A 21,374-nucleotide genomic window follows, 5' to 3' on the forward strand; every position below is an offset into this window, starting at 1 on the left:
AGTATTTTAGAAATCATTTTGCTTCTTCTTTAACTTTAGTAATTCGAGCTAATTAAGCTATAAATATACGAAAATAAGGAAGTGAAACTGATTTCGTTCATACATAATTCTCTCAAAAAAGTAGTAAAATTAAGAAATAGAATTATCCATGTTTAGAAGACTAAAAATCAATTATCCATGAATCGTTTCACTTTTACCATAATTCGCAATAACAGAAGCTTCAAATTCAATCCATTCTCGCCATCTTTTTTCTACGTCTATTCCTGTACCGTATTTACGAGCGTACGTGATAAAAGTAGTGTAATGACCTGCTTCACTTTCCATTAAATCTCTATAAAAAATAGATAGTTCTTCATCTTGGATGTTTTCTGAAAGTACTTTGAAACGTTCACAGCTTCTAGCTTCAATCATAGCAGAGAAAAGTAATCGTTCGACTAAACTAGAAACACGGCTGCCATTACCGCTTTTCTTCATATACAAATACAATTCGTTTACGTAATCGTCTTTGCGTTCACGACCCAACTTTAATCCACGTTTGATGATGATATTATGAACTTGTTCAAAATGATCAATTTCTTCTTTGGCTAATGCCAATAAATCTTGTACTAAATCCTGATGCTCTGAGTTATTCGTGATAATCGTAATCGCATTTGTAGCTGCTTTCTGTTCGCACCAAGCGTGATCCGTCAATATTTCTTCAATATTTTTTTCTACAATATTCACCCATCTTGGATCTGTTGGCAATTTTAATCTTAGTACAGACATAATTTTTTATTTATAAGTTGAAAATCAAAAGTCGAAAGTTAAAACTAAAAAAGAATACTTATATCTTTTCCAATCTCAACTTTCGACTTTTAAACCTTGAATACTATTTTGTATTAATATACGAAAATAGCTCTTTCGCTCATCATTTCGTTTACTTCATTAGCAACCGCTTCGATAACATCTTCATTAGTATGATCTACTAAAACTCTGTCGATCAAGGCAACAATAGTTTCCATATCAGCTTCAACAAGACCACGAGTGGTAATGGCTGCAGTACCTACACGAATTCCTGACGTAACAAATGGAGATTTGTCATCAAATGGAACCATGTTTTTATTTACTGTAATTTCTGCTTTAACTAGTGCATTTTCAGCATCTTTTCCAGAAATATTTTTGTTTCTTAAATCAATCAACATCATGTGATTGTCAGTTCCTCCAGAAATAATTTCGTATCCTCTTTTTACAAAAGCATCAGCCATAGCATTTGCATTTTTTTGCAATTGCAAAGCATACGTAAAGAATTCATCTTTCAATGCTTCACCAAAAGCTACTGCTTTAGCAGCAATAATATGCATTAATGGACCACCTTGATTTCCCGGAAAAACAGCTAAATCCAATAAAGAAGACATCATTCGTACTTCACCTTTTGGAGTTGTTATTCCAAATGGATTTGGAAAATCTTTTCCCATCATAATTAAACCACCACGAGGACCACGTAAAGTTTTGTGTGTTGTAGTTGTTACAATATGACAATGAGGTAACGGATCATTCATCAAACCTTTGGCGATAAGCCCAGCGGGATGAGAAATATCAGCTAATAAAATAGCACCTACACTATCAGCAATTACTCTAAAACGCTCAAAATCCATATCACGAGAATAAGCCGAAGCTCCTGCTATAATTAATTTTGGTTGCTCTTTAGTAGCTATTTCTTGAATTTTATCATAATTTAATAATCCAGTTTCTTTATCAACACCATAAAATGAAGGTGTGTATAAACGTCCGGAGAAGTTTACAGGAGAACCGTGAGTAAGGTGACCACCGTGAGATAAGTCAAAACCTAAGATTTTGTCTCCAGGTTTAATACAAGCATGGTAAACTGCAGTATTTGCTTGAGATCCTGAGTGTGGTTGCACGTTTGCATATTCAGCACCAAATAACTCTTTGGCTCTGTCAATCGCAATTTGCTCCACAACGTCAACTACTTCACAACCTCCGTAGTATCTTTTGCCAGGATATCCTTCAGCATATTTGTTAGTTAAAACAGAACCAGCTGCTTCCATTACTTCATCACTTACAAAGTTCTCTGAAGCGATTAGTTCTAATCCGTGAATTTGTCTTTCTTGTTCTTCTAGAATAAGGTCAAAAATTTGTTCGTCGCGTTGCATTTTTTTGATTTTCGTTAATTTGATGCAAAAATACAAAAAAACGTTTGGTTAATAGTTAGATTATAATATATTTGATGAGTAATTTTTGAACAAAATAATTAACAAAATATGCCAATAATAGCTAACGATATAAATAGAAAATCATGGATGGAAGTTCGTCCGGACAGTGATTTCCCTATACAAAACATACCTTTCGGAGTTTTTCTTACAAAAGAAAACGTTGTAACCGTAGGGACCAGAATTGGCGATTTCGCAATTGACCTAGGAGCTTTGCAACAATTAAATTATTTTGAGGGCATCGAACTTACAGATGATATGTTCATGCAGGATACTTTGAATGATTTTATTTCTGATGGTCAAAAAACATGGCGTTTAGTTCGCAATCGAATTGCAGAAATTTTTGATGTGAAAAATCCGAAATTGCAAGACAACGCAAAAGACAAAGAAATCATCATTTTCAAAATGGATGATGTAGAAATGCAATTACCCGTACTTATAGGTGATTACACTGATTTTTACTCAAGTAAAGAGCACGCTACCAATGTTGGAAAAATGTTTAGAGATCCTGAAAATGCATTGTTACCAAACTGGCTTCACATTCCTGTAGGATATCATGGTAGAAGTTCGACAATTGTTCCTTCTGGAATTCCGGTTCATAGACCAATGGGACAAACATTGCCAAATGGTGAAATGACTCCGGTTTTTGGACCATCACGTTTAGTAGATTTCGAATTAGAAACTGCTTTCATCACTACTGACGTGAATATTATGGGCGAAAATATTTTAGTAACTGAAGCTGAAGAGTATATTTTCGGAATGGTTCTACTAAATGACTGGAGCGCACGTGATATTCAAAAATGGGAATATGTGCCATTAGGTCCATTCTTAGCTAAAAATTTCGCATCATCAATATCACCTTGGATTGTAACAATGGATGCTTTAGAACCTTTTAGAACCAAAGGTCCAAAACAAGAACCAACACCACTTCCCTACTTACAGCAAAAAGGAAAACATTCCTTCGATATTCATCTCGAAGTGGCTATTCAGCCTGAAAAATCAGAACCAACTGTTATTTCGCGTTCTAATTTCAAATACATGTATTGGACTATGAGCCAGCAATTAGCACATCATACCTCTAATGGCTGTCGCGTTAATTCTGGTGATATGATGGGTTCAGGTACTATTTCAGGACCAACTCCAGATAGCTATGGCTCAATGTTAGAATTAACCTGGGGAGGAAAAAATCCACTTAAGTTAAATGACGGAACCGAACGTAAATTCATAAATGATAACGATACAGTTATCATAAAAGGATATTCACAAAATGAAAATGTAAGAATCGGTTTTGGTGAAGTTTCAAGCAAGTTACTTCCCACATTTGTTAGAACATAAAATCTCTAAATTAAATCTTTAAAACCTAACATTTATTCTATTTTTGTTAGGTTTTTTTGTGTTATTATTTTTGGTTTTTAAAATCAAACTCTTACAAAATTTATAAATTTATACCTAAGACAGCTACGCTTATGAAAAAAATTACGCTTTTAGTTACGCTATTTATTCTCACATCAGCTTGTGGAGTCAAACAAACTCAAAACTTATTAGGCTCCGGAAATTATGATCAAGCAATTGACAATGCAGTATCTAACTTACGAACTAATAAAGATAAAAAGGGAAAGCAAGATTATGTTTATTTATTAGAAGAGGCTTTCGCCAAAGCTAAAGAACGCGATTTAAATACAATAAACTTCCTAGCAAAAGATACGAATCCTGCGCAGTTAGAAAAAATGTACAATACCTATTTACAATTAAACCAGCGTCAGGAAAAAATCAAACCAATACTTCCTTTGAAACTACTAAAAGAAGGTAGAAATGCCACTTTCCCTTTTGATAATTATAATGATCAAATCATAGATAGCAAAAATGCATTGGCAGCGTTTTTATATACTAATGCTAAAAAATTAATGATCTCTTCTGACAAAATTAATTTTAGAAAAGCGTATGATGATTTGGATTATTTGAACCAAATAAATCCAAATTATAAAGATGTTTTAAAATTGATGGATAATGCTAAACTCAAAGGCTCCGACTATGTTACCGTATACACCAAAAATGAAACGAATATGATTATTCCGATTCGGCTTCAAAATGATTTATTGGATTTCAGCACTTATGGCTTAAATGATAAATGGACCGTTTATCATAGCAATAAACAAACGGGAATAAATTACGATTATGGATTAGTAATTAATTTTAAACAGATTTATATTTCACCAGAGCAAATTAAGGAACGAGAATTTGCAAAAGAACGAATTATAAAAGATGGCGTAAAAAAACTGATTGACTCAAACGGAAAAGAAGTATTAGATGAAAAAGGAAAAATAGTAATGGTTGATAATCTAAGAAAGGTAAACGCTACTATTTATGAATTCAGGCAATACAAGTCATGCCAGATTACTGCAAAAATTGACTATTTCAATCATAAAAGTAATCAATTATTGAAAACATTTCCCGTTACTAGTGAGTATGTTTTTGAAAATATTTACGCAAGTTACAAAGGAGACAAACGCGCATCTGACGACAATTACTACTCTAATTTTAATAGAAAAGCAGTACTGTTTCCTAATAGTGAACAAATGATTTATGATACTGGTGAAGATTTAAAAGCGAAAGTAAAAAATATCATAAGCCAAAATAGGTTTAGAAACTAATAACTTTAAGGCAACAATATTTTAATAAACTCCTTGATAAATAGACATCAAGGAGTTTTTTTTTATCCTTAAAAAATCAACAATAGTATAAAATTTTGTTAGAAAATACAAAATCAACATTGCGTAACCAAAAAATGTTTACTTTTGCACCAATGAATAACAACAATATAAATATAACTCCTATCTCACGGACAAACAGACCTACGACTTCTCCCGAAGTACGGATGCTATTAGTATAGTCTCCACAAGCGTTTTGTTTTATTTTTATTCATTTACATTTTTTCGTTTTGAAATTACCACTATTTTCTATTGGATTAATATATCCAAGAACTACTACTAATTTATTTATTTCTAGCTATAATTTTATTTATTGTCTTGGGATAAACTCATTGGATTTGGTAGCTAATTTTTATGGAAATTTATTTCAAAAGCAAATTATCAACTCATTGTTTAACAACAAATTCAACTCTTGAAATGAATATTTCTATCATTGTAACTCAGGAAGAACATTATAAATATGCGCAAGAAATATGCGATACTATTGAATTATCTGCCCTATTAAGAGGTACTGGAATTGCTAAAAGAACTCCTGAATACATTCAAAAAAAAATGGAAAGCAGTGATGCAGTCATCGCATTAATCGATGGGAAATTTGCTGGTTTTTGCTATATCGAAAGTTGGCAACACGGGAAATTTGTAGCACACTCAGGATTAATAGTACATCCAGATTTCAGAAATTTAGGATTAGCAAAAAGAATTAAATCATTCGTTTTCGACTATTCGTTAAAAAAATACCCAGAAGCTAAAGTTTTTGGAATAACAACAGGTTTAGCGGTAATGAAAATTAATTCTGACCTAGGATACAAACCAGTTCCTTTTTCTGAACTAACTAATGATCCAAGTTTCTGGAAAGGATGCCAAACCTGTACTAATTACGAAATTCTAAAAAGTAAAGAAAACAAAATGTGTTTGTGCACGGGAATGCTGTATGATCCTAAGGAAAAAGCTAAAATCCCTCCAAAACACCCATTTAATATTCGTATTTGGAACCGATTAAAAAAGATCAAACAAGCTCTTTTTTTAGAAAACTAAAATTAAAAATTAAAACACAATCAGCTAAATAGAGTAATTACATTTAGTTAATAATAACACAAAAATGAAAAAAGTAGTATTAGCATATAGCGGAGGTCTAGATACCTCATATTGTCTTAAATATTTAAAAAACGAGAAAGGATATGAAGTTCATACTGTACTTATAAATACAGGAGGATTTGATGAAGAGGAATTAGCGGCTATAGAAGAAAGAGCTTATGATTTAGGAAGCGCACAACACGCTAACTTAACCATAGTAGATAAATACTATGACAAAGCTATTAAATATTTGATTTATGGTAATGTCTTAAAAAACAACACTTATCCATTATCAGTAAGTGCTGAGCGAGTTTTCCAGGCTATTGAAGCCATTAAATATGCTAAATCTGTTGGCGCAAGTGCTATAGCTCACGGAAGCACTGGAGCAGGAAATGATCAAATTCGTTTTGATTTAATTTTTCAAACCATCGCTCCCGAAATCGAAATCATCACTCCAATTAGAGATTTAAAATTATCTAGACAAGAAGAAGTTGACTATTTAGCAAAAAATGGCGTACATTATTCTTGGGAAAAAGCACAATACTCTATCAATAAAGGATTGTGGGGAACAAGCGTAGGAGGTAAAGAAACATTGACTTCACACCAAGCTTTGCCAAGTGAAGCTTACCCTTCTCAATTAACAAAAGAAGGTGAAGAAAAAGTAACTCTTGAATTCAAAAAAGGCGAATTGGTTGCCGTAAATGGAAAAGCAGACAAACCATCAAATAATATTGTCGTTTTAGAGAAATTAGCAAATGCCTACGCAATTGGGAGAGACACTCACGTAGGTGATACTATTATAGGCATCAAAGGAAGAGTTGGTTTTGAAGCTGCTGCACCACTTGTTATCATTAAAGCGCATCACTTATTAGAAAAACATACGTTAGGAAAATGGCAACAATACTGGAAAGAACAACTAGGAAACTGGTACGGAATGTTATTTCATGAAGGACAATTTCTTGATCCTGTAATGCGTAACATCGAGGCTTTCCTCGAAGATACTCAAAAAACAGTAAACGGAACGGTAACAGTTTCCTTGAAACCATATCATTTTTCCCTTGATGGAATTGAATCTGAAAATGATTTGATGAATACTGGTTTTGGTCAATATGGCGAGATGAACAACGCTTGGACATCTGATGATGCGAAAGGATTTATCAAAATTTTGGGTAATGCCCAAAACATATTTTCATCAGTAAATGATTTGAATTATGATTAATGTTGGAATAATAGGTGGTTCTGGTTATACTGCCGGAGAACTCATCAGAATATTGATGTTCCATCCCAATGCAACTCTTGATTTTGTTTACAGTACGACAAATGCAGGAAAACCACTTTCAGTGGCGCATCATGATTTGATGGGTGATATTGAAATGGATTTTACTGATACCGTAAATCCAAATGTAAATGTGCTATTCTTGTGCTTGGGTCATGGAAAATCAAAATCATTTTTAGAGCAGAACCAATTTGCGAGCCATACTAAAATTATCGATTTAGGAAATGATTTCCGCTTAACTAAAGATAAAGAATTTGAAGGAAAATCTTTCGTATATGGACTTCCGGAATTGAATAAAAAAGCGATCAAAAACGCACATTTTATTGCAAATCCAGGTTGTTTTGCAACGGCTATTCAATTAGCATTATTGCCTTTGGCGGAAGCCAAATTATTGAATACTGACGTGCATATTAATGCTACAACTGGGAGTACTGGAGCTGGAGTTTCTCCTTCAGAAACGACACATTTTAGTTGGCGATCTAATAACATGTCACATTACAAAGCTTTTGATCACCAACATTTAGGCGAAATAAACCAAAGTGTTAATCAACTTCAATCAGATTATAAAGACGAATTGATTTTCATTCCTAATAGAGGAGATTTTGCTAGAGGAATTTTTGCAACATTATATACAACAGTCGAAGAAAGTCTTGAAGATATAGTGGGGAAATATGAGGCTTTTTATAAAGACCAACCTTTTGTAACTGTTACTACAACTGGAATTAATATGAAACAAGTAGTACAAACGAATAAATGTATTATTAGCCTAATGAAAAAAGGCAACCGCTTGTTGATAACTTCGATTATTGATAACTTAGTAAAAGGAGCCTCAGGACAGGCCGTGCAAAACATGAATTTGATGTTTGGACTCGATGAAACCACAGGATTGCAGTTAAAACCAAGTGGGTTTTAATTTTTTATGTTTTAAATGATAAATTTTAAATTCTAAATTTAAAAAAACGATTCATTTAAAATTCATAATTTAACATTTAAAATAATTTATAATGAACTTATTTGACGTTTACCCATTATACGACATTACTCCTGTAAAAGCACTAGATTGCACTATTACGGATGAAAAAGGAATTGAATATTTAGATTTATACGGTGGTCACGGTGTGATTTCTATTGGACATACGCAACCACATTATGTAGTAAAATTGAAAGATCAATTAGATAATATTGGTTTTTATTCTAATGCGATTCAGAATCCCTTACAAGTAGAATTAGCACATAAATTAGGAAAATTATCAGGATTAGAGGATTATACCTTATTCTTATGTAGTTCTGGGGCTGAAGCCAATGAAAACGCTTTAAAACTAGCTTCCTTTCACAATAATAAATCCCGTGTAATTGCTTTCAACAATTCCTTTCACGGAAGAACTTCGGCAGCAGTTGCAGTTACAGATAACAAAAAAATTGTGGCACCTATAAATGCGCAACAAGTCGTTACATTTTTACCATTGAATGACATTGCTTTAGTAGAAGACGAATTGAAAAAAGGAGATGTTTCTTCTGTAATTATTGAAGGAATTCAAGGAGTTGGTGGTTTGGACCAAGGTACAACTGAGTTTTTTCAAGCTTTAGAAAAAATATGTGTGACTTACGATGTTGTTTTAATTTTAGACGAAGTGCAGTCAGGATATGGTAGAAGCGGAAAGTTTTTCGCACACCAACATCATAATATCAAAGCTGATATTATTTGCTTAGCGAAAGGAATGGGAAATGGATTTCCTATTGGTGGCATCTTGATTTCTCCAAAATTCAAAGCGAGTTATGGACTTTTAGGAACTACTTTTGGTGGAAACCATTTGGCTTGTGCTGCAGGAATAGCAGTTTTGGATGTGATTGAAAGCGAGAAATTAATGGATAACGTAAATGCTATTTACGCCTATTTTTCAGAAGCAATCAAACAAGTTCCTGAAGTAATCCAAGTAAAAGGAAGAGGATTGATGTTAGGTGTAGAATTTGATTTTGACGTAAGTGCACTCCGTAAAAAAATGATTGTAGACAAGCATATTTTTACTGGAAATGCCAACAATAAAAACTTATTAAGAATCCTTCCTCCATTAACAATCAAGAAGGAAGCCATTGACACCTTCATTGTAGCTTTAAAAGAATCCTTGGCAGAAATAAATTAAAAATGATGAACCATTTACTACCAATAGAAAAACGAGATTCAGTTTTAAGCAAGATGGCGGAGCTTTTAGAAAAAGAAAGAACCAACCTTAAAACCATAAATCAACAGGATATAATTAATTATTCAGGCGATGACTTGGCTATGGAAAAACGCTTGCTAGTTGATGATACTAAGATTGATGGAATGATTTTATCGCTTCAACAATTAGCAAGTCAAGAAGATCCTATTGGTGTAGAACGTTTTAATTTTGATCATGCCAATGGCATGAAAATCATCAATAAAACAGCTGCTTTTGGAACCATAATGATTATTTATGAATCTAGACCAGATGTTACTGTTGAAGCTGGAGGAATTGCTTTTAAATCAGGAAATAAGATTTTACTAAAAGGTGGAAAAGAATCTTTGCTATCTAATTTGAAAATTGTCGAATTATGGCACCAAGCTTTAAAAGAGAACAATGTTTCACCAGAATGGGTAGAATATTTAAATTATGATCGTGAAGAAACACAAGCTTTTTTAGAAAAACCGACACAAAAAGTGGATTTAATTATTCCTCGAGGTGGTGAAAAATTAATAGCATTTGTAAAAAAACATGCTACTTGTCCCGTTATAATAAGTGGCCGAGGAAATAACTTTGTTTATGTACAGGCTGAAGCTGATTTAGACAAAGCACTTGAAATCATAATAAATGCAAAGACCTCAAATATATCAGTTTGCAATGCTTTAGATAAAGTTTTAATTGATACTAATTTAGAGAATTGGGAAGCATTTGCAAAACAAATAATAGTCGAATTACAACAAAAAAACGTAGCTATTATAGGCGATGAAAATATTTCTAAAATAGCAGATGTTCCTCAAATTAATTCCGATTTAATTTGGTACGAAGAGTTTTTAGATTACAAAATTGTTATTGGAACAACTAATTCTGATCAAGAAGCTATTGATAAAATTAATAAATATTGCGGTGGGCATTCGGCTTCCATAATCACAAAGAATGATGCAATTGCTCAGGAATTTATGGAAAATGTGGATACGGCAGCCGTTTATCAAAACGCCTCTACCCGATTTACAGATGGAGGACAATTTGGTCTTGGAGGTGAATTAGCAATTAGCACTGATAAATTACACCAGCGTGGACCAATAGCATTACAACATTTGGTTACCAATAAATGGTATATTTACGGAGATGGACAAATACGGTAGTATTCAGTAAACAGTTATTAGTGTTCAGTTTGAAAAATAATCAACTACTAAATTAGAATTTAAAAAAACTTTGTGAACTATTAGCTTATAAAGTAAAATTAAAATTTTGCGCCCTTTGTGGTTAAATAACAATGACTAAGAAAAGAATATTATTAAAGTTAGGAAGTAATACTCTAACCAAAGAAACCAATCATATCTCAAGAGGGAAAATTGAGGATATAGGAATACAAATAGCTGCTTTGCAAGATGAATATGAATTTGTAATTGTGAGTTCAGGCGCGATAGCTGCGGCTAAACAGTTTGTTAAACTAGAAAATCAAGACAAAGATGTTTTTGTAAAACAAGCACTAGCTTCTATAGGTCAGCCGCATTTAATGCGGATTTATCATGAAAGCTTTAGTGATTTAGGATTACTAATTTCGCAATGCTTGCTTTCTTATTCTGATTTCGAAAAAGAACAATCCAAAGTAAATATTGTCAACACGATTAATGTTTTAGTCAAAAATAATTACATACCGATTATTAATGAAAATGACACCGTGGCAACGGACGAAATTCGGTTTGGCGATAACGATAAATTAGCCGCTTTAACAGCCGTTTTATTAAAAGCTGACATTCTAATCATTGCTACTAATACGAATGGAATTTACACTAAATTGTCAATTAAAGATGTTGTTCCTGAAACGATTTCACTTGTTACTGACTTACAACTGATGGAAAAAGAAATTGGCGATTCTAAATCGTCTCACGGAACTGGCGGAATGCATTCCAAAATTGAAGCAACAGCAATTGCAAAAGCAGCCAATATCGAAACTTGGATTGTCAACGGTTTAGAAGACAATTTCATTTTGAAAGCATTAAAAAACGAAATTCCTTTTACCAAAATTATATAATTAGAAAATTACATCATCTAATAAAAACATATAAACATGAACTACATCTCTATAAAAAACATCGATTCGATTAACAAATGGGTCAAACAAGCTTTAAAAATCAAGAAAAAACCATTAAAAAACAAAAAACTGGGTAAAAACAAGACCTTAGGAATGCTGTTTTTCAATTCTAGTTTAAGAACTCGTCTGAGCACTCAAAAAGCAGCTCTAAACCTAGGAATGAACGTGATGGTAATGAATTTTACTAACGAAGGTTGGACACTTGAGTTTGAAGATGGCGCTATTATGAATTCAGGTGCGTCAGAACATATTAAAGAAGCTGCGGAAGTAGTTTCTCAATATTGCGATATTATAGCTATTAGAGCTTTTGCAGGATTAATTGACAAAGAAAAAGACAATGCAGAAACCGTTCTTACAGGTTTTTTAAAATACGCTACCGTACCAATTGTTAATATGGAAAGTGCCACCGGACATCCATTACAGTCTCTTGCAGACGCTATCACTATGGCGGAACACAAAACAAAACACAGACCAAAAGTAGTTTTATCTTGGGCTCCACATCCTAAAGCTTTGCCCCAAGCGGTAGCCAATTCCTTTGTGGAAATGATGCAGTTACAAGATGCTGATTTTGTCATCACTCATCCTATAGGATATGAATTGAATCCTGAAATTACTAAAGATTCAACAATCGAATACGATCAAAATAAAGCTTTTGAAAATGCCGATTTTATCTATACTAAAAATTGGAGCAACTATACTGATTATGGGAAAATTACGAATTCAGATCCTAACTGGACCGTTACTGCTAACAAAATGGCTTTGACTAATAATGCTAAGTTTATGCATTGTCTACCTGTAAGACGTAATGTCATTGTTACAGATGAAGTTTTGGACAGCGAAAATTCAATTGTTATCGAACAAGCCAATAACAGAACGTATGCTGCGCAGTTAGTGTTGCAAAAAATATTAGAAAATGGACAATAAAAAACCCATAACGGTAGTCAAAATTGGTGGAAACATTATTGATGATGCCACAGAACTAAAGCAATTTTTAGCTGACTTTTCAAAAATTGAAGGAAATAAAGTATTGGTTCACGGTGGAGGAAAATCGGCTACGAAAATGGCAAAAAGTATTGGTCTCATTCCTCAAATGATTGATGGTCGTCGTATTACAGATGCTGCCATGCTTGAAGTAGTGGTAATGATTTATGCTGGCCAAATCAATAAAGATATCGTAGCGCAACTACAAGCTATTAATACGAATGCTATGGGATTCTCTGGCGCAGATGGGAATTTAATCCAGTCGCAGAAAAGAAACCATCCCACAATTGACTATGGTTTTGTGGGCGATGTCAAAAAAGTAAACACTCCCCTATTAGAAACTTTAATTTCAAGCGGAATAGTTCCTGTTTTTTGCGCCATTACGCATGATAAAAACGGGCAGTTGCTAAACACCAATGCGGATACAATTGCCAGTGAATTAGCAATAGCTTTGTCGGAAGTTTTTGAGGTAACATTGAGTTATTGTTTCGAAAAACCAGGCGTTTTATTTGATGCTGAGGATGATTCTTCCGTAATAGAAAAAATGAACCAAGAATTGTACGCCAAATTAAAAGCAGAGAAAGCCATTCATTCTGGTATGATTCCTAAATTAGACAACTGTTTTAATAGTTTGTCAAAAGGAGTGCAAGTAATAAAAATTGGACATCACAAAATGCTCAAAGATGCTAACGCAGTTTGCACACGGATAGAATTATAATAAAAGTTAGTCGCATCCTAAAACGATAATGGCGACAAAACATAATAAAACATGAAAAATAGAGAAACACTTACTCAGGAAGCTATCACATTATTAAAAAACCTGATTGAAACCCAATCTTTTTCTAGCGAAGAAGAGCATACAGCGGTTTTGATCGAAAAATGGTTTTCAGTAAACGAAATTCCATTTGAGAGAGAGAACAATAATATCTGGGCCTACAACAAAACATTTGACAAAAGTAAACCAACCCTTTTATTAAATTCACATCACGATACTGTAAGACCCAATCAAGCTTATACCAAAGACCCTCTGAAAGCAATTGTTGAAGAAGGTAAATTATATGGACTAGGAAGTAACGATGCCGGAGGATGTCTCGTTTCACTTTTGGCCACTTTTGTACATTTTTACGCAAATGAAAAGCTAAATTATAATATTGTTATAGTAGCTTCAGCTGAAGAAGAAAGCAGTGGCAAAAATGGCTTGAATAGCGTATTGAAACATTTGCCAGAACTGGAATGTGCTATTGTAGGTGAACCAACATTGATGCAATTAGCCATCGCCGAAAAAGGATTATTAGTGCTTGACGTAAAAATAAAAGGAACACCAAGTCATGCCGCGCATCAAAATGACGACAACGCAATCTACAAAACGATTCCAGTAATAGAATGGTTTAAAAACTATACATTCGATAAAATATCAGATCAATTAGGACCGGTAAAAATGACCGTAACACAGATTAACGCTGGAAAACAACACAATGTCGTACCTTCAGAATGTGATTTAGTAATTGATATTCGTGTCAACGATTGCTACACTAATCACGAGATTTTAGAAATTGTAAAAGAAAATATTAACGCTGAAGTTACGCCGCGTTCTATGAATTTGAGCTCATCTTCAATTCCTGTAACACATGGTTTAGTAAAAGCTGGAATCGCCTTGGGAAGAACAACCTATGGCTCTCCTACCCTCTCAGATCAATCGGTGTTGAGTTGCAAATCCTTGAAACTAGGACCTGGAGATACGCTGCGGTCGCACTCCGCTGACGAATTTATATATTTGAACGAAATTGAAGAAGGAATTGAACTGTACATAAGAATATTAGAAGATTTCTTAAATAATTAAACTATTTTTAGAAGTTAATCCCGCTATCCGCTATATCTTTCCCTGCCTAAAGAAAGCAGCAAAAGGATACCGCTTCTATCAGAGCTAAAAACGAATCGTCTTCGTTTAAAAACATTAAAAATTAAAAAATTGCGAATCTCCGAGAAACCTCTTAGAAATTTTGCAAAACAAAATATACAACTATGAAACTTTGGGAAAAAGGAATACCAACAGATAAGCAAATCGAACAATTCACCGTTGGAAACGACAGAGAACTGGATTTAGTTTTAACCAAGTACGATGCATTGGGTTCTATTGCACATGCTAAAATGCTAGGTCAAATTGGACTTTTAACTGATGCTGAGACACTTTCTCTAGTTTTGGCTTTAGAAGATATTATAACCGATGCTGAAAATGGAGATTTCGAAATTGAAGATAGCTTTGAAGATGTACATTCTAAAATCGAATATTTATTAACGATAAAACTAGGTGATGCTGGTAAAAAAATCCACACTGCACGTTCTCGTAACGATCAAGTTCTAGTTGACGTAAATCTGTATTTAAAAGACGTTGTGAAAGACTTTAAAAGTCAAGTAAAGACCCTTTTTGATATATTGATGGAATCAGCTGAGAAGCATCAAAATGTTTTATTACCAGGCTATACGCATTTACAAATTGCAATGCCATCCTCTTTTGGAATGTGGTTTTCTGCTTATGCTGAAACATTGATTGATGATATAACAATGTTGAATGCAGCATTGAAAATTGTTGACCAAAACCCGTTAGGTTCTGCTGCTGGTTACGGTAGCTCGTTTCCTATCAACAGGACATTTACAACTCAAGAATTAGGTTTCGAAACCTTAAAATACAATTCGGTTGCAGCCCAAATGAGTCGCGGCAAATCAGAAAAAACGATTGCTTTTGCCATGAGCAGCGTTGCAGCAACTTTGGCAAAATTTTCGATGGATGTATGTTTATACATGAGTCAAAATTTTGATTTTATTACGCTACCAGCACACCTTACAACAGGTTCGAGCATTATGCCTCACAAAAAAAATCCTGACGTTTTTGAATTGATTCGTGGAAAATGCAACAAAATTCAAGCTTTGCCTTATGAAATAACTTTGATTACAAACAACTTACCCAGCGGCTATCACAGAGATTTACAACTATTGAAAGAGGGATTGTTTCCTGCCATTCAAAATCTAAAAGCTTGTTTAGATATTGCTATATTTTCGATCAAAGATATTACAGTTAAGGAAGGGATTTTGGAGGATAAAAAATACGATCATTTGTTTACAGTAGATTCGTTAAATGAAATGGTTGTTGAAGGAATGCCATTTAGAGATGCTTACAAAGCAGTTGCCGAACAGTTAGAAAACGGTACATTTCAATCTCCAAAAGAAACAAAACACACACACGAAGGAAGCATAAATAATTTGTGTTTAAATGAAATTAAAGAAAAAATGAAACTTGCTTATTAAAAAGTACAAAATCAATCACAAAATAACGCACCATTAATTTGAGTGCGTTTTTTTATGCAAAAAAAACTATACTTTTGATTTTGTTAATCTTATACATTCTCCATGGAAAAAATGAATGAGCAAGCAACTCAAAAGCTTTTTGATAAAGGATTAATTTCTAAAAAACAGTTTGACCAAATTACGAATTATCGTAATTTGAATGTCTTTTCTTTAAATGCAGAATTAAAAATATTTCTGTACGTATCAGTTCTATTATTCACATCGGGAATTGGCATTTTAGTCTATCAAAATATTGATACAATAGGTCATTCAATTATCATTTCCTTAATTGCAATTGTAACTGTACTATGCTATTATTTTAGTTTTAAAAAAGTACCAAAATTTGAAAAAAATCAAACGCATTTTGTAAGTCCGGTGATGGAGTACATCGTTCTTACTGCAAATCTTTTGACTTGTATATTAATTGCTTATTTACAAATTCAATATAATACTTTTGGAACGCATTACGGACTTGCTACTATCATTCCCACCGCTATTGGACTGTTTTCTGGTTACTATTTTGATAACAAGAATATTCTTTCATTGGCTATAACAGGATTAGCTGCCTACATAGGATTAACTGTATCGCCACAAGCACTTTTACAAAATGAAGTATACAATACAAATTCACTGAGTTACGCTGCAATCGGCTTAGGACTAGTTCTTATTATTTGGAATTATTACACTTCAAAAATTAATTTTAAAACACATTTTGCATTAATATTGCTAACTTTTGCAGTTCACCTAATTGGAATTGCGTGTGTAAATAATGTTATTGATAGTAATTACTTCTTTACATTTTCAATTATTTTAGGATTAGCAACCTATTATTTTTATATTTCTAGCTACAAAATTAAATCTGTTTCGCTATTCGTTTTTACTCTTCTTTATGGTTTTATAGGTTTAAATATTACTCTATTTAAAATTATTGAGAATTTAAATCTAACTGATTTCTTTGAATTCATATTGGTATTAAGTCCGTTTTATTCAATTGGAGCAATTATACTTTTTATAATGATGATCAAAAAATTTAATTCCGAAATTAAAAAATGATAGCACAAGATAAGAGATTATTAGAAAATCAGTTTTTAGTTGCTGAAGCACATTCTTTATATAAAGCTAAATTTATAACAGAAGTACAATTCAGTGAAATTCAAAAAGCGATTCCGACGCCCAAAAAATCAAAAAATATTTTGCTGCGAATAGGATTTGCATTTTTAGGAATGCTTTTATACGCCTCCATTTGCGGATTCATTTCTTTATTGGGGCTTAGGATTATAGACAACAGCTTTACGTTTTTTATTTTTGTTTATGCAGCTATTGGTTTTATTGGAGCCGAGTTTTTTGTACGACAAAATCACTCCGAACAAGGCCTAGACGATAGCTTTCTTATTATTGGTCAATTACTTTTGGGTGCAGGAATTGGAACTATTACTGATGGCTACGAACTTCCCGTTGCATTTGTTGCAACAATCGTTTCGCTCCTTACCTATTTACGATATATTAATCGTGCTTCGATACTAATCTTTTGTATTGTTAGCACAGCGACTATTGCTTTCGGTATGTTTGAATTAGGCGCTTTAGGCAAAGCCACTTTGCCATTTATATTAATGCTTTACGGACTAGCAATTTATTTTATTTGCAGAAAACTAACTAAAAATTTTCAATTTCCTTTTTATCATCAAGGAATACTTTTAGTTAAATATTTTGGGCTGATCTTATTTTACTTTGCTGGAAATTATTTAGTAGTTCGTGAACTTTCAGTCGTATTGTTAGGAAACGAAATTGCACCTAACTCGGACATTCCATTTGCTTGGTTCTTTTATATTTTTACATTTATAGTGCCTGTAGCCTATACGTTTTATGGAATAAAACTATTCGAACGAGCTATATTGTGGATTGGATTCCTAACACTTGGATTTTCATTTTACACTATAGATTACTATTTTCTAGAAGTGCCCATTGAAATATATTTGACTTCAGGAGGTCTACTGCTTTTCGCAATTGCTTATTTCAGTATCAGAAAATTAAAAGATAAAACAAAAGGAATTACATTTCAATCCGATCGCTTTATCAATTCAAGTGATTTCTTGCATACAGAAGCTTTGATTCTCACTTCTCAATTTGGATTAAAACCTGAAGCTACAATCGATTCTCCAATGGAATTTGGAGGAGGTGGTTTTAGCGGGGGCGGATCTAGTGGGGAATTTTAAAAACCACAATTCACACATTGTATTTAAGTTTCTATTTGTGAATTGCGGTTTCCTTTTTAAGGCATAAAGCTATACTTTTTTACCTAATTCTTCAGCGTCAATATCACTATGTGAAACATGATATGTTGCTTTTCCATCTTTAATTAAAATCAGTTGTGGTGATTGATGTGTTATTCCAAACCGATGCGCTATTTCATTAGAAACCTCTCTATTAGCAATTAAATCTAAAAAATAAAGCGTAACTTTACCAGAGCTATCAAACTCATTTTCGAACTGCTTTAGCGCCATTCTGCTTATACTGCAACGCGTACTGTGTTTGAAAATTGCTACTGCTTTTTCACTAGATAACGTACTAATTTCATTTAACTGTCCTAAATCAGTAAGCTCGATCCAATTGATTTTGCTTTCTTTTGATCCATTGTCGTCTGAACTACTAAACATATTTTTAAAAAAACTCATAATTGTCTTATTTTAAGACATTTTGACGTTTTGAAATGATAAAAATCATGAAAATTCTGTCAATTTGTCTGTATTATTGTGATGGAATATAAATTGAATACTAAATGTCAAAGTTAGTCAAATAACAACAAAACTCGTAAAATCATGAACATAAATAAATTCACTATTAAATCCCAGGAAGCGATTCAGCTTTCACAACAATTGGCGCAAAGCCACGGGCAGCAACAAATAGAAAATGAACATATTTTCAAGGCAATTTTTGAAGTCGATGAGAATGTAGCTCCTTTTATATTGAAAAAACTGAACGTGAATGTCCCTTTATTTATTCAAATATTAGATAGCACTATTCAGAGTTTTCCTAAAGTTTCTGGTGGTGAAATAATGTTATCCAGAACAGCAAACACCGCTCTGAATGAAGCCGAAATTATTGCAAAAAAGATGAATGATGAATTCGTTTCGATAGAGCATTTAATTTTAGCCATTTTTGATTCAAAAACAAAAGCAGCGCAAATCTTAAAAGATCAAGGTGTAACAGGAAAAGGACTTAAAGCCGCAATCGATGAATTGCGTAAAGGAGAAAGAGTAACATCGGCATCCGCTGAGGAAACCTATAACTCTCTAAATAAATACGCAAAAAACCTAAATGAATTAGCTCGAAATGGAAAACTAGATCCAGTGATAGGACGTGATGAAGAAATTCGTCGTGTATTACAGATTTTAATGCGTAGAACTAAAAACAACCCAATGCTAGTGGGAGAACCTGGAGTGGGTAAAACCGCCATTGCAGAAGGTTTAGCACATCGAATTGTGGACGGAGATGTTCCAGATAATTTAAAAGACAAAATCGTTTATTCGCTAGATATGGGAGCGCTGATTGCTGGTGCAAAATTCAAAGGAGAATTTGAAGAGCGTTTGAAAGCTGTCGTTAAAGAAGTAACTTCTTCTGAAGGTGATATTGTATTATTCATTGACGAAATTCATACGCTTGTAGGTGCTGGTGGTGGCGAAGGTGCTATGGACGCTGCTAATATTTTAAAACCAGCTTTGGCTCGTGGAGAACTTCGCGCTATTGGTGCGACAACATTAGATGAATATCAAAAATATTTTGAAAAAGATAAAGCATTAGAAAGACGTTTCCAGAAAATAATGGTCGAAGAACCAGATACAGAAAGTGCCATTTCTATTTTGCGTGGTATTAAGGAAAAATACGAGACGCATCATAAAGTTCAAATAAAAGATGACGCCATTATTGCTGCTGTTGAATTATCACAACGTTACATTACGAACCGTTTTCTTCCAGACAAAGCGATTGACTTAATGGATGAAGCGGCTTCAAAACTGCGTATGGAAATCAACTCAAAACCCGAAGAATTAGATGTTTTAGATCGAAAAATCATGCAGTTAGAAATTGAAATCGAAGCGATCAAACGAGAAAAGGACGAAAGCAAACTCAAAATTTTGGGAATGGATTTGGCTAATCTCAAAGAAGATCGTAACGAAATTTATGCTAAATGGAAATCTGAAAAAGATGTAGTTGATAACATTCAAACGGTAAAAACAGAAATTGAAGACTTTAAATATGAAGCAGAACGTGCAGAACGTGATGGTGATTATGGAAAAGTAGCTGAAATTCGTTACGGTAAAATCAAAGAAGCGCAGGAAAGATTAGACATTCTAATCAAAGAATTACAAGAAAATCAATCTGGAACTTCATTGATAAAAGAAGAAGTTACTCGCGAGGACATTGCTGAAGTAGTAGCAAAATGGACAGGAATTCCAGTTATGAAAATGCTTCAAGGGGAACGTGAAAAACTACTTAAACTGGAAGCTGAATTACATCAACGTGTCGTAGGTCAAGAGGAAGCTATTGAGGCAGTAAGTGACGCAGTTCGCCGAAGCCGCGCTGGTTTGCAGGATATGAAAAAGCCTGTTGGAACTTTCCTTTTCCTTGGAACCACAGGAGTAGGAAAAACAGAATTAGCAAAAGCGTTAGCCGAATATCTATTTGATGATGAAAATGCAATGACTAGAATTGACATGAGCGAATATCAAGAACGTCATAGTGTAAGCCGCCTAGTTGGTGCGCCTCCGGGATATGTGGGTTATGATGAAGGTGGGCAATTAACAGAAGCGGTGAGAAGAAAACCGTATTCTGTAATTTTATTAGACGAAATTGAAAAAGCACATCCTGATACGTTTAATATTTTGCTTCAAGTACTAGATGAAGGACGTTTGACAGATAATAAAGGACGTCTAGCCGATTTTAAAAATACAATTATCATCATGACTTCCAATATGGGAAGCCAAATCATTCAGGATAAATTTGAGAATCTAAAAGGTGGTGTAGAAGCTGCAACTGAAGCTGCAAAAGTAGAAGTACTAGGTTTATTGAAGCAAACGGTTCGTCCAGAATTCATCAATCGTATTGATGAAATTGTAATGTTTACGCCACTTACCAATGAAAACATTGCTAAAATTGTAAGTTTACAACTTAAAAGTGTTACTAAAATGCTTGCACTTCAAGGCATAACAATGGATGCTACTCCTGAAGCAATTGCTTATTTGACAGAGAAAGGATATGATCCGCAATTTGGAGCTAGACCAGTGAAAAGAGTTATTCAAAGAGATGTTCTTAATGAGCTTTCGAAAGAAATATTATCTGGTAAAATCACTACAGATAGCATTGTTCTAATTGATGCGTTTGATGGAAAATTAGTTTTTAGAAATCAAACCGAGTTAGTCAATTAAATAAAAAACTTTGCCAAAGTTTAGAACTTTGGCAAAGTTGATCAAAATCACCAGTAGGACAGCTGGT

18 protein-coding genes are annotated in these 21,374 nt (G+C 33.4%); 15 read left to right on the forward strand and 3 right to left on the reverse strand.

The features are described 5' to 3' along the window. Positions 1-171 precede the first annotated feature (171 nt). Complete coding sequence (locus LNP27_RS12240) at positions 172-765, reverse strand: MiaE family protein (RefSeq protein ID WP_229941898.1); 594 nt, start codon at positions 763-765, stop codon at positions 172-174. A gap of 113 nt (positions 766-878) precedes the next feature. Continuing rightward, positions 879-2,153 (reverse strand): serine hydroxymethyltransferase, encoded by a 1,275-nt coding sequence (glyA, locus tag LNP27_RS12245; protein ID WP_229941899.1) that lies wholly within the window; start codon positions 2,151-2,153, stop codon positions 879-881. Between the two features lie 108 nt (positions 2,154-2,261). On the opposite strand from glyA, the gene fahA reads away from it, so the two are divergent. From fahA to LNP27_RS12315, 14 genes are all read left to right on the forward strand, one after another. Continuing rightward, positions 2,262-3,545, forward strand: coding sequence for a fumarylacetoacetase (fahA, locus tag LNP27_RS12250; protein ID WP_229941900.1), 1,284 nt, complete (start codon positions 2,262-2,264; stop codon positions 3,543-3,545). A gap of 131 nt (positions 3,546-3,676) precedes the next feature. Next, the gene (locus LNP27_RS12255) at positions 3,677-4,861 is read left to right on the forward strand and encodes a hypothetical protein (RefSeq protein WP_229941901.1); all 1,185 of its coding nucleotides are present in this window, start codon (positions 3,677-3,679) and stop codon (positions 4,859-4,861) included. Positions 4,862-5,335: 474 nt separating this feature from the next. Then, a complete protein-coding gene (locus LNP27_RS12260) occupies positions 5,336-5,953 on the forward strand; it encodes a GNAT family N-acetyltransferase (RefSeq protein ID WP_229941902.1) in 618 nt (205 codons plus the stop codon). A 64-nt stretch (positions 5,954-6,017) separates the two neighbouring features. Further along, positions 6,018-7,211 carry an argininosuccinate synthase gene (locus tag LNP27_RS12265; protein ID WP_229941903.1) on the forward strand — a complete coding sequence of 398 codons (1,194 nt, stop codon included), beginning with the start codon at positions 6,018-6,020 and terminating at the stop codon, positions 7,209-7,211. Beyond that, a complete protein-coding gene (argC, locus tag LNP27_RS12270; protein WP_229941904.1) occupies positions 7,204-8,181 on the forward strand; it encodes an N-acetyl-gamma-glutamyl-phosphate reductase in 978 nt (325 codons plus the stop codon). The genes LNP27_RS12265 and argC overlap by 8 nt, the downstream gene beginning before the upstream one ends. A gap of 91 nt (positions 8,182-8,272) precedes the next feature. Next, entirely contained in the window at positions 8,273-9,409 is a 1,137-nt protein-coding gene (locus LNP27_RS12275; protein ID WP_229941905.1) for an aspartate aminotransferase family protein, read from the forward strand. Between the two features lie 5 nt (positions 9,410-9,414). Further along, a complete protein-coding gene (locus LNP27_RS12280) occupies positions 9,415-10,611 on the forward strand; it encodes a glutamate-5-semialdehyde dehydrogenase (protein ID WP_229944071.1) in 1,197 nt (398 codons plus the stop codon). A 131-nt stretch (positions 10,612-10,742) separates the two neighbouring features. Beyond that, positions 10,743-11,504 carry a glutamate 5-kinase gene (proB, locus tag LNP27_RS12285; protein WP_229941906.1) on the forward strand — a complete coding sequence of 254 codons (762 nt, stop codon included), beginning with the start codon at positions 10,743-10,745 and terminating at the stop codon, positions 11,502-11,504. Between the two features lie 36 nt (positions 11,505-11,540). Continuing rightward, positions 11,541-12,488 (forward strand): N-acetylornithine carbamoyltransferase, encoded by a 948-nt coding sequence (locus LNP27_RS12290; RefSeq protein WP_229941907.1) that lies wholly within the window; start codon positions 11,541-11,543, stop codon positions 12,486-12,488. After that, the gene (gene argB / locus LNP27_RS12295) at positions 12,478-13,263 is read left to right on the forward strand and encodes an acetylglutamate kinase (RefSeq protein WP_229941908.1); all 786 of its coding nucleotides are present in this window, start codon (positions 12,478-12,480) and stop codon (positions 13,261-13,263) included. Before LNP27_RS12290 ends, argB begins: the two co-directional genes overlap by 11 nt. A gap of 51 nt (positions 13,264-13,314) precedes the next feature. Next, the gene (locus tag LNP27_RS12300) at positions 13,315-14,385 is read left to right on the forward strand and encodes a M20 family metallo-hydrolase (protein ID WP_229941909.1); all 1,071 of its coding nucleotides are present in this window, start codon (positions 13,315-13,317) and stop codon (positions 14,383-14,385) included. A gap of 182 nt (positions 14,386-14,567) precedes the next feature. Further along, complete coding sequence (gene argH, locus LNP27_RS12305) at positions 14,568-15,848, forward strand: argininosuccinate lyase (protein ID WP_229941910.1); 1,281 nt, start codon at positions 14,568-14,570, stop codon at positions 15,846-15,848. Between the two features lie 102 nt (positions 15,849-15,950). Next, the gene (locus LNP27_RS12310; RefSeq protein ID WP_229941911.1) at positions 15,951-16,940 is read left to right on the forward strand and encodes a DUF2157 domain-containing protein; all 990 of its coding nucleotides are present in this window, start codon (positions 15,951-15,953) and stop codon (positions 16,938-16,940) included. After that, positions 16,937-18,100, forward strand: a complete 1,164-nt coding sequence (locus LNP27_RS12315) for a hypothetical protein (protein ID WP_229941912.1) — start codon at positions 16,937-16,939, stop codon at positions 18,098-18,100. Before LNP27_RS12310 ends, LNP27_RS12315 begins: the two co-directional genes overlap by 4 nt. A gap of 69 nt (positions 18,101-18,169) precedes the next feature. On the opposite strand, the gene ytxJ is transcribed toward LNP27_RS12315, so the two are convergent. Then, positions 18,170-18,559 (reverse strand): bacillithiol system redox-active protein YtxJ, encoded by a 390-nt coding sequence (gene ytxJ / locus LNP27_RS12320; protein WP_229941913.1) that lies wholly within the window; start codon positions 18,557-18,559, stop codon positions 18,170-18,172. A 144-nt stretch (positions 18,560-18,703) separates the two neighbouring features. Here ytxJ and clpB point away from each other — a divergent pair, with 144 nt between their 5' ends. Next, positions 18,704-21,307, forward strand: coding sequence for an ATP-dependent chaperone ClpB (gene clpB, locus LNP27_RS12325; protein WP_229941914.1), 2,604 nt, complete (start codon positions 18,704-18,706; stop codon positions 21,305-21,307). Positions 21,308-21,374: the final 67 nt, after the last annotated feature.

The organism is Flavobacterium galactosidilyticum (assembly GCF_020911945.1).
Taxonomy (GTDB): Bacteria; Bacteroidota; Bacteroidia; order Flavobacteriales; family Flavobacteriaceae; genus Flavobacterium; species Flavobacterium galactosidilyticum.

Coding starts and splice junctions, on each gene's coding strand:
- glyA (WP_229941899.1), bottom strand. CDS start 2,153: ATGCAACGCGACGAACAAATTTTTGACCTTATTCTAGAAGAACAAGAA.
- LNP27_RS12310 (WP_229941911.1), top strand. CDS start 15,951: ATGGAAAAAATGAATGAGCAAGCAACTCAAAAGCTTTTTGATAAAGGA.
- LNP27_RS12280 (WP_229944071.1), top strand. CDS start 9,415: ATGAACCATTTACTACCAATAGAAAAACGAGATTCAGTTTTAAGCAAG.
- LNP27_RS12275 (WP_229941905.1), top strand. CDS start 8,273: ATGAACTTATTTGACGTTTACCCATTATACGACATTACTCCTGTAAAA.
- LNP27_RS12315 (WP_229941912.1), top strand. CDS start 16,937: ATGATAGCACAAGATAAGAGATTATTAGAAAATCAGTTTTTAGTTGCT.
- argH (WP_229941910.1), top strand. CDS start 14,568: ATGAAACTTTGGGAAAAAGGAATACCAACAGATAAGCAAATCGAACAA.
- fahA (WP_229941900.1), top strand. CDS start 2,262: ATGCCAATAATAGCTAACGATATAAATAGAAAATCATGGATGGAAGTT.
- LNP27_RS12240 (WP_229941898.1), bottom strand. CDS start 765: ATGTCTGTACTAAGATTAAAATTGCCAACAGATCCAAGATGGGTGAAT.
- argB (WP_229941908.1), top strand. CDS start 12,478: ATGGACAATAAAAAACCCATAACGGTAGTCAAAATTGGTGGAAACATT.
- LNP27_RS12290 (WP_229941907.1), top strand. CDS start 11,541: ATGAACTACATCTCTATAAAAAACATCGATTCGATTAACAAATGGGTC.
- LNP27_RS12300 (WP_229941909.1), top strand. CDS start 13,315: ATGAAAAATAGAGAAACACTTACTCAGGAAGCTATCACATTATTAAAA.
- argC (WP_229941904.1), top strand. CDS start 7,204: ATGATTAATGTTGGAATAATAGGTGGTTCTGGTTATACTGCCGGAGAA.
- LNP27_RS12260 (WP_229941902.1), top strand. CDS start 5,336: ATGAATATTTCTATCATTGTAACTCAGGAAGAACATTATAAATATGCG.
- ytxJ (WP_229941913.1), bottom strand. CDS start 18,559: ATGAGTTTTTTTAAAAATATGTTTAGTAGTTCAGACGACAATGGATCA.
- LNP27_RS12255 (WP_229941901.1), top strand. CDS start 3,677: ATGAAAAAAATTACGCTTTTAGTTACGCTATTTATTCTCACATCAGCT.
- LNP27_RS12265 (WP_229941903.1), top strand. CDS start 6,018: ATGAAAAAAGTAGTATTAGCATATAGCGGAGGTCTAGATACCTCATAT.
- proB (WP_229941906.1), top strand. CDS start 10,743: ATGACTAAGAAAAGAATATTATTAAAGTTAGGAAGTAATACTCTAACC.
- clpB (WP_229941914.1), top strand. CDS start 18,704: ATGAACATAAATAAATTCACTATTAAATCCCAGGAAGCGATTCAGCTT.